Annotated in this window: 14 protein-coding genes and 1 pseudogene; all 15 read right to left on the bottom strand. The window is 44.8% G+C overall.

Translation table 11 applies throughout. The features are described from left to right. Positions 1-60: 60 nt before the first annotated feature. Positions 61-1,968, bottom strand: coding sequence for a PTS fructose transporter subunit IIABC (locus PUN35_RS06840; protein WP_014479682.1), 1,908 nt, complete (start codon positions 1,966-1,968; stop codon positions 61-63). Positions 1,969-1,982: 14 nt separating this feature from the next. Then, positions 1,983-2,894: a 1-phosphofructokinase gene (pfkB, locus tag PUN35_RS06845; protein WP_003244923.1), complete on the bottom strand. Its 912-nt coding sequence runs from the start codon at positions 2,892-2,894 to the stop codon at positions 1,983-1,985. Then, positions 2,891-3,646 carry a DeoR/GlpR family DNA-binding transcription regulator gene (locus PUN35_RS06850; RefSeq protein ID WP_014479681.1) on the bottom strand — a complete coding sequence of 252 codons (756 nt, stop codon included), beginning with the start codon at positions 3,644-3,646 and terminating at the stop codon, positions 2,891-2,893. The genes pfkB and PUN35_RS06850 overlap by 4 nt, the downstream gene beginning before the upstream one ends. 279 nt (positions 3,647-3,925) lie before the next feature. Beyond that, positions 3,926-5,119: a sporulation-delaying-protein transporter subunit SkiZ gene (gene skiZ, locus PUN35_RS06855; protein ID WP_014479680.1), complete on the bottom strand. Its 1,194-nt coding sequence runs from the start codon at positions 5,117-5,119 to the stop codon at positions 3,926-3,928. Continuing rightward, a complete protein-coding gene (gene yknY, locus PUN35_RS06860) occupies positions 5,116-5,808 on the bottom strand; it encodes an ABC transporter ATP-binding protein YknY (protein ID WP_014479679.1) in 693 nt (230 codons plus the stop codon). The genes skiZ and yknY overlap by 4 nt, the downstream gene beginning before the upstream one ends. Then, positions 5,809-6,942, bottom strand: a complete 1,134-nt coding sequence (locus PUN35_RS06865) for an efflux RND transporter periplasmic adaptor subunit (RefSeq protein WP_014479678.1) — start codon at positions 6,940-6,942, stop codon at positions 5,809-5,811. Positions 6,943-6,946: 4 nt separating this feature from the next. Then, a complete protein-coding gene (yknW, locus tag PUN35_RS06870) occupies positions 6,947-7,642 on the bottom strand; it encodes a YknW family membrane protein (RefSeq protein ID WP_014479677.1) in 696 nt (231 codons plus the stop codon). A 109-nt stretch (positions 7,643-7,751) separates the two neighbouring features. Continuing rightward, positions 7,752-9,566, bottom strand: coding sequence for an ABC transporter ATP-binding protein (locus tag PUN35_RS06875; RefSeq protein ID WP_014479676.1), 1,815 nt, complete (start codon positions 9,564-9,566; stop codon positions 7,752-7,754). An 11-nt stretch (positions 9,567-9,577) separates the two neighbouring features. Beyond that, positions 9,578-11,335: pseudogene (locus tag PUN35_RS06880) on the bottom strand (ABC transporter ATP-binding protein). 223 nt (positions 11,336-11,558) lie between these two features. Further along, entirely contained in the window at positions 11,559-11,792 is a 234-nt protein-coding gene (gene moaD / locus PUN35_RS06885) for a molybdopterin converting factor subunit 1 (RefSeq protein ID WP_014476678.1), read from the bottom strand. Next, positions 11,785-12,258 (bottom strand): molybdenum cofactor biosynthesis protein MoaE, encoded by a 474-nt coding sequence (locus tag PUN35_RS06890; protein ID WP_003232367.1) that lies wholly within the window; start codon positions 12,256-12,258, stop codon positions 11,785-11,787. Before PUN35_RS06890 ends, moaD begins: the two co-directional genes overlap by 8 nt. Next, positions 12,258-12,779, bottom strand: a complete 522-nt coding sequence (mobB, locus tag PUN35_RS06895) for a molybdopterin-guanine dinucleotide biosynthesis protein B (RefSeq protein WP_014479673.1) — start codon at positions 12,777-12,779, stop codon at positions 12,258-12,260. The genes PUN35_RS06890 and mobB overlap by 1 nt, the downstream gene beginning before the upstream one ends. Next, positions 12,740-14,032 (bottom strand): molybdopterin molybdotransferase MoeA, encoded by a 1,293-nt coding sequence (gene glp, locus PUN35_RS06900; RefSeq protein WP_014479672.1) that lies wholly within the window; start codon positions 14,030-14,032, stop codon positions 12,740-12,742. The genes mobB and glp overlap by 40 nt, the downstream gene beginning before the upstream one ends. A 17-nt stretch (positions 14,033-14,049) precedes the next feature. Further along, positions 14,050-15,069: a molybdopterin-synthase adenylyltransferase MoeB gene (locus PUN35_RS06905; protein WP_014479671.1), complete on the bottom strand. Its 1,020-nt coding sequence runs from the start codon at positions 15,067-15,069 to the stop codon at positions 14,050-14,052. A 50-nt stretch (positions 15,070-15,119) separates the two neighbouring features. Then, positions 15,120-15,719: a molybdenum cofactor guanylyltransferase gene (locus tag PUN35_RS06910; RefSeq protein WP_014479670.1), complete on the bottom strand. Its 600-nt coding sequence runs from the start codon at positions 15,717-15,719 to the stop codon at positions 15,120-15,122. Between the last annotated feature and the right edge of the window lies 1 nt (position 15,720).

The raw sequence follows: 15,720 nt of genomic DNA on the forward strand, positions 1-15,720 counted from the left end.
CGCGCTCCCTGCCGGCCGGATAAGAAAAAGCGTCCTTTCGAACCAAGGACGCTTTTTTTCTTATTTTTCTGTAACAGGTTTTTTGACGATACCGAGGATAATTGCCATCACGACAGCACCGATCACGATACTTAAAAGGTAAAGCATCGGATGGTTTGTAATGAAAGCTACGAATACTCCTCCATGAGGCGCCGGAAGCGTTACTCGGAAGAATTCAGTTAATCCGCCGGCAACAGCTGCACCGACTACAGCAGCTGGTATGACGCGAAGCGGATCAGCCGCAGCAAATGGGATCGCTCCCTCTGTTACGAAAGCAGCTCCCATGAAATAGCATGTAATACCAGCTTCACGGTCACGCTGAGTGAATTTGTTTCTGAAAATGGTTGTTGCAAGTGCGATACCAAGCGGAGGAACCATACCGCCGGCCATGATTGCTGCATGAGGCGCATAGTTGCCTGCATCGATCATGGCGATACCGAACGTAAAGGCTGCTTTATTAAGCGGGCCGCCCATATCAATCGCCATCATGCCGCCCAAGATAATACCCATTAACACAAGATTTCCAGTACCAAGGCTTTCAAGCCAGTTTGTTAAGAAATTCATAAATGCCGCTACAGGTGTATTGACGACAAATTGCATTAATACGCCAGTGATAAAAATACCGAACAGCGGGTAAATCAAAACAGGTTTTAATCCATCAAGTGACTGAGGGATAAACGTAAATACTTTTTTCAGTAAAATCACGACATAACCGGCAAGGAATCCGGCAATTAAGCCGCCTAAGAATCCAGCATTCGCTTGAGTAGCCATAAATCCTCCGACCATACCAGGCGCAAAACCAGGACGATCTGCAATACTCATCGCAATGAAACCGGCCAGAACTGCAACAATCAGTTTTAATGCATTGTCGCCGCCGATAAAGTTTAATGCTGCTGCAAACGTGTTGTAGCTAGGATCATTCGGATCAGCAGAGTGAATTCCCCAGAAGAATGAAATCGCAACGAGAATACCGCCGCCGACTACGAACGGAAGCATGTTGCTGACACCGCTCATCAGGTGCTTATAAAACGCGTTTCCGATACCGCTTCCAGACTTGCCTTTCGCTTCTTCATCGTCGTTTGAAGCTGCTGAACCGCCGCCGCTGCCTTGATAAATCGGCGCATCTTGATTCATCGCTTTTTCGATAAGCTCTTGCGGACGTCTGATACCCGCCGTTACAGGAACTTGAAGTACGCGCTTGCCTTTAAAACGTTCCATTTCAACCTGCTTGTCCGCTGCGACAATGATTGCAGGTGCATCTTCGATTTCTTGGGCAGTGAGCTTGTGCTTAATGCCGCTTGACCCATTTGTTTCGACCTTAATTTCCACACCAAGCTCTTTCGCTTTTTCTTTAAGGGCATCCGCAGCCATGAATGTATGGGCAATACCTGTCGGACATGCAGTAACCGCTAAAATTTTTCCTTTTCCGGCAGGTGCTGGTGCCGCTTCCTCTTCCTCTTCCTCTTCGTCATCATCTTTATCGTGCTGATTAATAATGTCGATGATGGCATCTTCAGACTCAGCTTCAAGGAGCTGCTTACGGATTTCTTCACGCATTAACAGCGTTGAAAGCCTTGACAACGCTTCAAGGTGAGTGTTGTTTGCGCCTTCAGTCGCCGCGATCATGAACACTAAGTGAGCCGGCTGACCGTCTAATGATTCATAATCGACGCCGTCTTTTGAACGTCCGAACGCGATCGCCGGGTTGATAACGCTTGCCGTTTTCGCATGGGGGATAGCGATTCCTTCACCGATACCCGTGGAGCTTTGGCTTTCGCGATTTAAAATGGCTTCTTTATAGGCTTGTCGGTCATTTAACTTTCCAGCCTTATCAAGAACAGTGACCATTTCGTCAATAACATTTTCTTTTTCTTTGCTCTCAATATTAAGCTTTATCGTATGCTTCGTTAAAAGCTCAGTTATTTTCACTTGTGTTTCCTCCTCTATAGACGTGTGACCTTAACTTCAGGAAGAAGCTGCTGGACAAATTCTTCTGTTCCAAGTTCTTCAGAGAACGCGGTAGCACTGCCTGAAGTAACTCCTAAGCGGAATGCTTCTTCAAGCGGCAGCTGTTTGGAAATTCCGGCAAGGAAACCTGCAACAACGGAATCCCCTGCTCCGACTGAGTTTACCAATTTCCCCTTTGGCACGTTAGCAAAATAAACAGCTTCGTTCGTAAACAGAAGCGCTCCGTCTCCGGCCATTGATACAATTACATGTTCAGCGCCTTGTTCTACAAGCTTTTTCCCATAAGGAACGGCTTCCTCAACAGATGTAATGGCCGTGCCGAACATTTCTCCAAGCTCATGATGATTTGGCTTCATCAAAAATGGTTTCATTTCTGTTGCTTTCAAAAGAGCCTCGCCTGAGATATCCAGAACAACTCGTGCGTTCTGCTGTTTGCAGGCCTCTGCGATTTTTTCATAAGTATCGTGAGGGAGTGAAGATGGAATGCTTCCTGCAAGAACGACGATATCTCCCTCTTGCAAAGATTGGAACTGTTCTAAAAAGGCTTTGAAATCTTCATCCGAAATTGTCGGTCCCTGCCCGTTAATTTCAGTTTCATCACCAGTTTTCAGCTTTACATTGATACGGGTATCCCCTTTTACTTCAGAAAAAGCTGTTTCCAGGTTTTCTTCCCGTAAAAATGTTTTGATATATTCTCCGGTAAATCCGCCGACGAATCCGAGCGCTTTAGACGCCACATGGTGTCTTTTCAGCAGTCTCGATACGTTGATGCCTTTGCCCCCTGGATACTTGGTATCATACGAAGAACGGTTCAGGCCTCCTACAGTAAAATCTTCAACGTGAACAATATAATCGACAGATGGATTAAGTGTTACAGTGTAAATCATGGTTTCACTACCTTTACGACAGTTTTTTCTTGGTAATTATCGAATGTAAGCTCTTCAGCGTCAGTCGTAATGATTGTTGCGTCGCCTATTGCGGCGAATGCCGAAAATGAAATTTCTCCGAACTTCGAAGGGTCTGCTAAGACGTAAGCGTGTTTTGCCTGTTTGATCGCTTTCTGTTTTAAAAGGGCTTCATCAGGGTCCGGCGTTGTGAATCCAGCCTCTGTATGGACACCGTTTGTCCCCAGAAAACTCTTGTCAAATCTGTACTGGTCCATGGCAATCAGTGAAGCGCCTCCAATAATCGCGCCCGTTCTGTGCTTTACGTATCCTCCAAGCAGATAAAAAGAAATTTCTTTCCTTATTAATGCATCGATATGCATCACCCCGTTTGTGACAACGACAATATCTTTGGTTTTATCCATAAAATCAATCATGTGCAATGTCGTCGTGCCTGCATCAAGGTAAATGCAATCCCCTTCTTCTAAAAGAAAAGCTGCTTTTTCAGCAATTTTCAATTTATCGTGAAGGTTTTTGGATGATTTTTCAAGCATATCGGGTTCAAGTCTGATATCGGAAAGCTTGGCCGCTCCACCATGAACGCGCTTTAAAAAACCGCGTTCTTCAAGGGTCGATAAATCTCTTCTGATTGTTGATTCAGAAGCATTAGTCAGATTTATAAGCTCTTGAATCTTTACCACATCATGCTTTTCTATTTGATCAATAATCAATTGATGCCGTTCAGGAGTTAGCATGCTTCACCTCCTAATGAAAACGTATTCATTTTGAATACAATTTCATTGTAAACGCTATTTTCGGTTTAGGCAACTAAAATCATTCAAATTCATTCAATAACTATCAAAATCTTTCACGTTTCTCCATATTAACGTATGTCTATAGGGTTTGTAAACTGTAAATTCGACAAAAATAAGGACAATTGTACGACATTTTCTTCTTATTTTAATGAAAAAAGTCTTTTATATTCATAGTAGAAATCACTAAACATAAAAAAACCTCATGCATGTTGCATGAGGCTACTCATAACGCAGCGCTTCAATGGGATCAAGCTTTGCAGCTTTATTTGCAGGAAGCATGCCGAAAATAACACCAATGAGCATACTGAACAGCACGCCCCCGCATACAACCTGCCAGGATATGAGTGACGGCCAGCCCGCAATGGCTGAAACAAGCCCGGCCCCTCCGTATCCAATGCCAATCCCGACCAGACCGCCAATCAGCGTCAATACGACTGACTCAATTAAAAACTGAGTCAGAATCTGTCCCCTCGTCGCACCGAGGGATTTTCTGATTCCAATTTCCCGTGTCCGTTCTGTGACTGATACGAGCATGATATTCATGACACCGATTCCGCCGACCAAAAGGGAAATACCTGCAATTGAGCCGATAATCGTCGTCATAATTGCCGTTACCTTGCCAATTCCGGCCGCAATCTCCTCCATGTTCATCACTTGATACGAATCCTCTGTGCCATGATTGTCATTTACCAGCTGTGCTGCTTCTTTTCCTGCCGATTTTATGTCGTCTGCTGATTCGACCTGCAATGATACGTTACTGAAATCGCTTGTGCCAAAAGAGGATTTCATCATATTAAATGGCACATACATTTCACTTAAACCGAAAGAAAGCAAGCCTGTTTCTTTTTTCAGCACACCGATAATTTCAACGGGCTGTCCGTTTATCCAGACAACTTCACCTAAAGGGGAGGTTTTATCGAACAGTTCTTCAGCCATCTTTTGAGAGATGATTCCGGCTCTATTCCCCGCGAGAAAGTCATTGTCGGTAAATGTTCTGCCGCTTTCGATTTCTAAAGAATTGACATTCATGTATCCATCATTTATTCCGTTAACCGTAGCATCGGTTTCTTCTTCGTGATAACGCGCTTTCATACTTTCAGAAGTCGAAGCAACGACTTGTTTAATGCCTTCTATTCCTTTTAAACCTTTAATATCGTTTTCTGTAAACGTAGATTCAGCTGCGGCGTTCGGGTTGCTTGCCAGCTCCTCGTCGCTAGGCATATAGTACAGCTCCACAGTATTTCCCGGGCCGCTGATCGACTGCTTCAGCATTTGCTCGCCTCCTTGTCCTACCGCAACGACAACAATGACAGAGCCTACACCAATGATAATGCCGAGCATCGTTAAGATCGAACGCATTTTATGGGCAAGGACAGAGCTTAGAGCCATTCTGATGTTTTCTAACAGGCTCATTCTCCCACACTCCTTTGTCCGGAGCTGGCAGGAACAATGTTTCCGTCACGCACCATGACGATCCGATTCGTGCAATCTGCTACTTCAGGCTCGTGAGTAACCAGAACGATTGTCGTTCCCTCGGCATTTAATGCTGTAAACTGATCCATAATCGCCTCGCTTGTTTTCGTATCTAGCGCGCCGGTCGGTTCATCAGCTAAAATCAATTTGGGCTCATTCACGATCGCCCTCGCAATCGCCACCCGCTGCTTCTGCCCGCCAGACAGCTCGTTGGGCATGTGGAGCATTCGATTTGCTAACCCGACCTTTTCCAATGCTCTCTCAGCCCGCTCTTGACGTTCCTTTTTGCCTATCCCGGAATAAATCATCGGCAGCTCGACATTTTTTTTTGCGTTCAGCCGCGGAAGAAGCTGAAATTGCTGAAACACAAAACCGATGGACCGGTTACGGACTGCCGCCAGTTCTTTATCTTTATATGAAGAAATGTCTTCGCCGTCCAATTGATATGTACCGGAAGTCGGCCGATCAAGACAGCCGATAATATTCATGATCGTCGATTTTCCTGATCCTGACGGCCCCATAATCGAGACATATTCACCTTGATGAATGTCCAAATCAATAGAATGGAGAACATCAAACGTTTCCTTTCCGATCTGATAGCTTTTTCGCACATTAGAAAGCTGAATCATTTAAGATTTCACTTCCATTCCGTCAGTCACCTGATCAGATGGATTCAAAATGACTTGATCATCTTGGGTAAGCCCCTCTTTAATTTCTGTCAGGTCATCTGTCACTTCGCCGATTTTGACATTAACTCGCTTTGCTTTTCCGTCTTTTACTGTATACACATAATATTGGTCATCTTCTTTTTTGACTGCCTTTGAAGGAAGCGTATTTGCTTTCCGTTTATCTGTTTCAATATTCATGATAAATTTAAAGCCTGGCTTTCCTTCTGGAAGATTTCCTTTTATTTTCACTTGAAGCGGGTATTGGACCGCCTGTTCTGTTCCTTGTGCCGCAGCGCTCTCCTGCTGATCCGGAACAAGCCCGACTGCGGAAACCGTGCCTTTCCATGTTTTACCCTGTATTACATCTGAAGTGAGTGTGACCTTCTGGCCTTTTTTGACTTTCAATGTATCGTATTCAGACAATTTCCCTGAGACGACAAGGTCTTTTGGGTTGCCGATATGTATGACAGGCTCTTGAATATCTGACTTTTTGGATGCCGCTTCTTGGTTGACAGAAATAACGGTGCCTTCAATTTCGCTTTTCACTTCTAAATCTGACACCCGGTTGGCAAGTGACTGCCGCTGAAGCTCGGTTTGTTTTAATTCGATCTCCGCTGTTTTTTTCTGCATTTGAAGCTCTGTCCGTTCAGATTCGATTTGTTTTTCTGCTTCTTTCTTTCCTACCTGTTTTTCCAGTTCTCTTTCTTTGCTGTCTAAGGCTTTTAACTTTTCTTGAATTTGGTCAATTTGAAGCCGGTTGGATTCAGACGTTAACTGGTTCTGTTCTTTTTCCAGGCTCAGCTGCTCATTTGTATAGGTGACTAAAGGCGTGCCCTTTTTAACTTTATCGCCTTCCTTAACTTTAATGTCTTCTAATGTCCCTTTATCCGCTTCATAAAAGACATACTGTTCATTTGAAAATTTTAGCGTGCCAGGAACCATAACCGTTGATGAGATTTCATTTTCTTCAACGCTCCCCGTCTGTATCTCCTTGCCGGCGCTGCCGCTTGTTGGAGCGGCAGACCGGTATATATTGATTCCAACAAAAAGAGCGACTATAACTGCGATTCCAATTCCGATCCAGACTTTTTTCATGAGCTTATGCACCCGCCACAGAATTGATTAAACCTGAAAAAAGCGAAAATACAACTAAAATTCCGAATAGAATGATTGCTGAAATCCACCCGGCTTTTTTGGAGATGCCTCCCGTTTTGTGAAGTCCGATTGCTAATAATACAAAGCTCCAGATGCTGAAAATTTCAAAGGTATTTAACACGCTGGCAAGAGCCCCGTCAGATGGGATAATCCCTGCCAGTGACGTCGTGCTGTAAAGAGGATTCACGTCAGTCGTAAAAGCAACGATTCCATTAACCAATAATCCGAGACTGCTAATTAAAGAGACAAACAGACCGAGAGAAAGCATTTTTTTATATGTCGTAACTCCGCCTGATATTTTTACACAGAGCCAATAAATAAGAGGGGCAATAAATAATGCTGCGATACCGCCGATAATAGCGCCTGCCATTCCGCCAAATTTGGTTATTGTTGCGACAGTTTCCATTTGTTCAGCAGATAGCCCTTGCGTATCCTGGCTTTTCAAAAGCTCACTATAATCCGTACCGAGTGATTGCAGCACGGCACCGACGATGATAATTGCTGCAACAATCAAAAGCGGTCCCCATACAGCCGGCCTTTCTCTTATTCTTTCAAATTGAACGGACGGACTTGTGATTACTCCGAAAAGTGAAGGCTTTTCAGTCGCCGTTCCGCTGTTTTTTTCTACATTCGTTTCCATTTCAAAACCTCCTTGAGAATATCTAACAAATAGTACGGGAAGGATATCAAAAAGTTTCATGTTTTTCTAATAAAATTCCAAAAGCCTTCAATATTGAAGGCTTTTCATATTATTCTATCGCTGTGCTGTATTGCGCTTTCACAAGCCCGGCATAAATGCCTCCTTTAGCGAGCAGCTGATCATGGTTCCCTTCTTCTATTTTCCTGCCGTGATCAAGAACAATGATGCGGTCGGCGTCGCGGATCGTAGACAATCTGTGAGCGATCATCACTGCTGTACGCCCTTTCAGAAGCGTTTTTAACGCTTGCTGAATTTTTACTTCTGTCTCTGTATCAATGCTTGCCGTTGCTTCGTCAAGGATGATAATAGCCGGATCGGCGAGCAATGCTCTTGCAAATGAAATGAGCTGACGCTGACCGGCAGACAGTACGCTGCCCCTTTCCTCTACCTCTGTTGCGTATCCTTCCGCTAAATCGGAAATAAACTCATCCGCTCCGACCGCTTGGGACGCTTTCATCACCTCCTCATCCGAAGCATTTGGCCTTCCAAAACGAATATTTTCCATGATGGTCCCAGAGAAAATAAATGTATCTTGCAGGACAATGCTGATTTGTGAACGCAGACTGGCAAGGGAAAGATCCTTAATCGGTATACCGTCTATTTTAATGGTGCCTCCGGTCGCATCATAAAAACGGCTGATTAAATTCGCAATCGTCGTCTTCCCGCTCCCTGTATGCCCGACAAGCGCAAGCGTCGAGCCTGCAGGAATAGAGAAAGAAACGGCGTGAAGGGCTTTTCGTTTTTCATCATACGAAAATTCAACCTCTTCAAAACTGATCTCCCCATTTATCTTTTCATTATGAATGGCATTCGGCTTCTCCTTGACATTTGGCTGTTCGTCCAGAAACTCAAAAATCCGTTCTGATGATGCCATCCCCATTAACAGCTGATTATAGACCTGACCCAGTCTCGAAATTGGTTCCCAAAACATACCCAGATAAAAAGCAAAAGAAACGAAGACGCCAATCGTGATGGTTTCATTCATGATGAGTGTGGCTCCATACCAAATCAAGACAGCCGTCCCAATCGCATTCGTCATTTCTACCAGCGGACGGAACATGGCATTTTTTCTAGTTGCTTCCCGCCATGATTCGTAGTTCTCCTGATTGACACCGTCAAAATACGCCATGTTTTCTTCTTCCTGCGTAAATGCCTGTGTGACCCGGATGCCCTGAATGCTTTCGTTTAGATGAGAGTTGAGCTTCGATTGCTTTAGCCGTACCGTTTGCCAGGATCGGCGTATTTTTTTTCTGAGACTTGTTGAAATAAAAAACATAATCGGCAATGTCACCATGATGGCTATAGTCAGCTCAGGGCTCAGCGTAAACAAAATGATAATCACGCCGGCCAGAAGCAGCAAGTCGGTCAACAAATTGATGACTCCGCTTGTAAAGAGCTCCTGAAGAGAGTTAATATCATTCATGATCCTGACTAAGATCGATCCCGCCGACCGCTGATCAAAAAATCGATGGGATAAGCGCTGCACATGGGTAAATAAATGCTGTCGCAAATCGTAAATGACATGCTGGCCAAGCTGATTCATCCACCTGATTCTTAACACATTGGCGGCGTAATTGAGGACATATAAACCGCTAATAATAAAAATGAGCTGAATCAGCAGCTCCGAGTTTCTCCCTGTAATCGCTTGATCAAGAACATAAACGCCGATCAAAATGGGGATCACAAGCTTCACAGCAGTGCCAATTAATACGGTGAGAAAAGAAAGCGGCAAAATTGTTTTTCGATATGGTTTGACATAGCTCAGCAGCCGCCACATTTGAGCCCAGTTAAACGGCTTTTCAATGATTTCATCTGAAGAGTAATAGAAACGCTCTAAAATCCCCTGTTTTTTCGCTTGTTTCATTTGGCCCCTCCCTATCCGACCTCATGCGGCTCATTAATCATTTTGACATCACGGTATTGCAAATCGTAAATCTTTTTATAGTAGCCGCCTTTTTCAAGAAGCTCATGATGTGTTCCCCTTTCACGAATGCGTCCTTTATTAAAAACGAGAATTTCATCGGCGTGTTTCAGTGAAGAAATGCGGTGAGCGACGATAAAGGTTGTGCGGTTTTTCATGACTTCTTTTAAGGCAAGCTGTATGCTGTGCTCCGTTTGCATATCTACTGCACTTGTGGCATCATCCAATATTAAAATGCTCGGGTTCAAGCAAATGGCTCTTGCAATGGCAATACGCTGTTTCTGCCCGCCGGAAAGCCCCATTCCCCTCTCTCCCAGCATGGTGTCATACCCATCAGGAAGCTCCATAATAAAGTTATGAGCCTGCGCCCTTTTTGCCGCTTCGATGACGTCTTCCATTGAGGCATCCGGCCGCCCATACGAAATATTTGATCTAATCGTAGATGAAAACAGGAAGGATTCTTGAAGTACGACCCCGATATTGGAGCGAAGGGTTTTTAACGAATAATCTGTGATTGGTTTGTGATCAATGGTAATCATTCCGCCAACAGGACTGTAAAATCTGGTGAGAAGCTATGTCACTGAGCTTTTGCCTGAACCTGTCGGGCCCAACAGTCCGATTACCTTCCCGCTGTTTGCCTCAAAGCTTACATTGCACAGCGCGTTTGTTTGTTCTTTTCCGTATGCAAGAGAAACATTTTTGAAATGGACATCTCCGGTTAATTTTTGTTTATACAAAGCATGAGGATGATCTGTAATGTCTTCTTCTTTTTCCAGAATGTCGAGCAGGCGTTCCCCTGACGCTTTTGCTTGAGAGAACATATTGATGACAAAACCTAAGTTCATAATCGGCCACATCATATAATTGACAAGGCTGAAGAAAGCAACAAGCTCGCCGGGATTGAGCTGATTTTGCATAACCAAGTAACCGCCGTATGAGAGGAGAGCTACAATACAAATGTTACCAATGAACTCCATTAAAGGGAAATACGCAGACCAGATGGATGATGTTTGTAAATACTGCGCCCTGTATTCTGCATTGGCTTTATTGAAAGTGCTGATCTGAAAATCTTCCCTTGAAAGAGATTTAACCGTATTAATGCCGCTGATATTTTCCTGGACTTTTGTATTGAGTTTCGCAAACGATTTGCGGATGCCTCTGAAGGCGGGATGGACTCTTTTGTCAAACCGGTATACCGCAACCGCGAGAAATGGCAGAACAGCTATTGTCACAAGCGTGAGAGGAACAGAATAGTAAAACATAACCGACAGGCTGATGGCTACCAGCAGGCCGAATCGAATGAGCTCAGCGAGACCGTATGATAAGAAAAAACGAAGCCCTTCAACATCAGCAGTCAGCCTGGACATCAAATCTCCTGTTTTCGCGTTATCATAGTAAGAAAAAGAAAGCCGCTGCAGTTTTTCATACAGACCATTTCTCAGCCGATAAACGGATTTGATCCCGAACATATCACCTAAATACTGATGAAAAAAGGTAGCCATTCCTTTCAAAACCATTACCGCAATAAATCCTAAGCTGACCCACGCCGCAAGCTGATACTGCCGTCCCAGTACGATCTCATCAATCGTAATTTGCAGGATAATCGGATAAACGACAGTAATTGCTGTCATCAAAAGCATGGCTAGAAGCGACCACATAAACACTTTTCTGTACGGCCAATAATACATTTTTAATCTTTTAAATGTCTCCATATCCAGCACCTTTCCAACATTTATCATCTTCACTATATCGATACCCGAAATAAATTTCTATTATTTTTCAAAATTTCAGTCTAATTATGGAGTGAGTCTCTTACTTTATAGGGAGTAACATATGTAGAATAAACGCTTACAGAAAATCATTGTATGCTGAGGATACTTGGGGATATGCCAATGAAATACAGAAAAACCGGACGGCTGAAATGCCGTCCGGTTTTCATCCCCCGCTGACCGGCGGTATGATGGCTACCGTGTCACCCGAAGATACAGAGGTATTTTCTTTTACATAGCTTTCGTTAACGGCAATCATAGCCGTATCAATAGATTCAAGACCGTATTGTTCTTTTAGACTCGCTTTTATTTCATCTGTGGTTGCTTGTTCCACATCTATTTCTATTGCTTGTGTACCGGCCTGTTCAGCCAGTCCTGCAAATAAAAGAATTTTAATCATGCTGCTCTCCCTCGCTTAGGTCTGGTTTTCCGTTCGGATAAGCTGTTGTTTCTAGCTGGTCGCCGATCCATTGCTCACCGTCTTCCCAAATTTCTTTTTTCCAAATCGGCACAATCTGTTTAATGCGTTCAATCGCATACTCATTGGCTTCATATGCGGCTTTTCGATGGGGAGAAGATACAGCAATCACTACCGCTGCTTCACCGATATCGAGCACACCTATACGGTGCGTGATCGCAGCTGAGGCACCTTCCCATTTTTCTTCGATTTCAGCGCCGATTTGAGCAAGCATTTGCACGGCCATCGGTTCATATGCCTCATATTCAAGCCGAACCGTTCTTTTTCCGTTTGTCCATTCCCGAACCGTACCAATAAATGTTGTAATGGCTCCTGCTTCCCGTTTCTCCACTTTTTTGATGATGTTTTCAGTATTAATGGGTGTTTTCGTAATCTCAAACCGTTCCATTATGCAGATTCCCCCTTCAGCTGTGAAAGCACAAAGTCCACGGCAACCGGATCATCCGCATGAAAAACGGGTAATCCCTGATGCTCTGTCATATGCTCTTTTTTTCTATAGATGATGGCGATTATATTTACTGCTTGCAGCGCTTCCAGATCTTCCTTTTCACTTAGGATAACCACTTTAGGATAAGAGGCTTTTTTAAAGCCTTCAATCAGAAGACAGTCTGTTTCGAGAAATTGGTATAACTCAATCAGCCGTGCCAAATCCCAATTGCGGCGGGCAGTCAGCTGTAACACACCAGCACCTTCTACTGCTGTTACATCAGCACCTGCCGCCTTGTAACGGTCCGTGTCTTTTCCTTCCGTGAGCGTTTGCGGTTCACCGCCGTGACCATGATGCTTCAGGCAGCCCAAATGGACTCCCTGTTCAGAGGCTTTTTCAAGAATGCGCTCAATAAACGTTGTTTTCCCGCTGTTTTGAAATCCTACAACTTGGACGATCGGGAAAGGACGGACCAAGGCCATTCACTTCCATTCTCTTCTCTGATGAGCAGTACTTGAACCGTTCTGCCAGATTCGTAGCCTCGCGTGCCGCCCGGCAGGATAATAAATGCATTGGCATCTGCAAGTGATGTGACAGAGCTCGACTTATCTAAGCCAACGGGTGTCGCCAACAGCTTCCCTTCCTGATGGTGCACGAGCGCACGAACAAATCGGGTAAATGGGTTCGGCTTCGGAAAATCCTTGGTCAAAACAGCTTCCGCACAAATTGAATGCGGTGTTTCATTGAGCAGCCATGTCTGGATTATCGGTTTGACAAACAGTTCAAAACCGACATAGCATGCCGACGGATTACCTGAAAGGCCAAACAGCAGCATATCGTTTGCATGCGCCACCGTTGTCACGCTGCCCGGGCGCATGGCAACTTTATTAAACAGCACGTCCGCTCCGAGTTTTTCATAGATCGCAGGCAAAAAGTCAAAGTCACCGACTGACACACCGCCAGTTGTGATCAGGAAGTCCACCTTTTTCATCGCTTCTTTAACTGCAGCAAAGCTTTTATCCAGTTCATCAGAGATTTTCCCTAAATAAAGCGGTGTTGCGCCTGCTTCTATCGCTTGCGCATATACCATACTCGCATTGCTGTTGCGGATTTTTCCCGGTTCCAGCGGATCACTGACATTCAGCAATTCGGTACCGGTTGCGATAATCCCGACTACAGGCTTTCTCACGACAGGCACAGATGAGTATCCGAATGTTGCCAAAAGAGCCGTCACTCCTGGTGTCACCCGGGTACCCTTTCTCAGTAAAACACTCCCTTTTTGAGCGTCCTCACCTGTTTTTGAAATATTATCCCCCGTCTGAAAGCGGCGTTTTAAAGACATAAATGACTTCCCATTCTCCTCAAAGGTTTGAGTCAGTTCAATCATGACGACTGCATCTGCCCCTTCAGGGATTTGCGCGCCAGTCATAATCCGTACGGCCTGAAACGGGCCAAGTTCTTTTTCAGATACTGCTCCTGCTCCAATATGGTCAATAACTTCAAACCGAACTGGGTTTTCACGTGAAGCTTCTGCCGTATCGCACGCTCTGACAGCAAAACCATCGTATGGCGAACGATCAAACGCAGGGACGTGGTGATCCGCAGTTATATCTTCGGCTAAAAACCGATGAAGGCTGTCTTCAAGCGCCACCCATTCTGTTTCACCTTGTTTTTGAAAATGGCAGACACGCCGAACTGCCTCGTCTACCGGTATCGGTGTTCTTTTCTCCAGCATTCTGACCCCTCCTGTTGTTACAGTCCAATCACTCTTGCCAACACGGAGTTGGCTTCTTTCACATCATTTGTTCCATGCACCAGTGCCCGTCCGTCACTGAAAATGACAATTCTGAAATCCTCGTAAAAAATATGCAGCAAAAACGCATTAGCCTCGACCTTGCCGATTGTTTTCAGCCGCTTAATGAGCTCCTGTTTCGGGATTCTTTTTAATGATTCTGACCTTACCTGCACTGTGTCACGGCCGCATAGTACAGCAGCTTTTGGTGTGTTCCAATCCTGAAGATAAGGATATACCGCATTAGCTCCGCAAGATGGGCATTCCTCACGGCGTACATGATTAACGTTAATCTTCATATGCGAATTGTTCCAGACATCAAATGTCACAAAACCCCGCTGTATTGCTTCTTTTTGGCCGGTTAACAGCTTTAATGCCTCAGCCTGCTGATATGCTGAAACGATATGCACAGCAGGCGGAATAATGCCGGCAGTATCACACGTCGCCCCGCCGACAGGAATTTGCTCAAACAAACAAGACAGACAAGGGGTTTCTCCGGGAATGACAGTCATGAACATTCCCTGGCTGCTTACACAGGCGCCATAGACCCAAGGTGTCTTTGTTTTCTGGGCAAGATCGTTTATCAGCATGCGGGTTTCAAAATTATCTGTCGCGTCGATCACGACATCTGCTTTTTCAATCAGCGGCTCAAGCGTTTCGGCTGTTCCTTCGGTAACATACGCCTCAATATGTATCTCGCTGTTAATCGCTGATAGATGCTCTTTGGCAGCCATGGCTTTCGGCATGCGGAGTTTGGCATCGCTTTCTGTATAAAGCTGCTGCCTTTGAAGATTGCTCCACTCCACATAGTCACGGTCAATAATGGTAATCGTACCGACTCCCGCTCTCGAAAGTCCTTCAGCTCCTGCAGTGCCGAGCGCTCCCGCTCCGACAATCAGCACATGGCTGTCTGCCAGTCTTTTCTGGCCCTCTTCCCCAATTTGCTTAAATCTGATTTGCCGTGAATAACGTTCCTCCATCAAACCTGTTCTCCTTATCTTTTATGTCATCTTATCATGTTATTGCCCCGTCAGTCCCGCTTGAGGGAGTTCGATTTTTCTTCCAAACAGCTAAAATCATCACGTGTATTAATGTTGATAAACTCTGCCGGGTTTGCTCCGATATTTTCAGCCTGTACGTAACAAACCGAAATTCTGCCTAATAAATCTGATATTCTCAACCTCTTCTCAGAAAGCTGATCGTATAGAACTGGCATGATACGTTTGTGGTAAATCGCAATCAATGGCTGCACTTGTCCGTCTGAAATTGGGACTACCGCGTCCGCACCGGCAGTCATCAGACGTTTGAGCTCCAGCATCGTCCTTCTTTGTATCAGCGGTGTGTCACAGGAAAGAACAGTATAAAGATCACCGTCTGTCTTTTTAAAAGCGGTATATATACCAGCCAATGGCCCCATGCCTTGAAATGGCTCAGCATCTTGATACACTTCATTTTCACCGTTTTCTTGAAATCTATCAATAAATTCGGGACGGCTGATGATAACCGTTTGTTCTCCAAGTGCCTCTTTAGCGCATTCGTAAAGCATCCTGCCCTTCCATTTGACAAACGCCTTCGGTTCTCCAAAGCGACGTGAGGCTCCCCCTGCCAACAGTACGTTTACATGCTTCATA

It is taken from the genome of Bacillus sp. N3378-2at (genome assembly GCF_033412715.1).
In the GTDB taxonomy this organism is placed as follows: Bacteria; Bacillota; Bacilli; order Bacillales; family Bacillaceae; genus Bacillus; species Bacillus subtilis.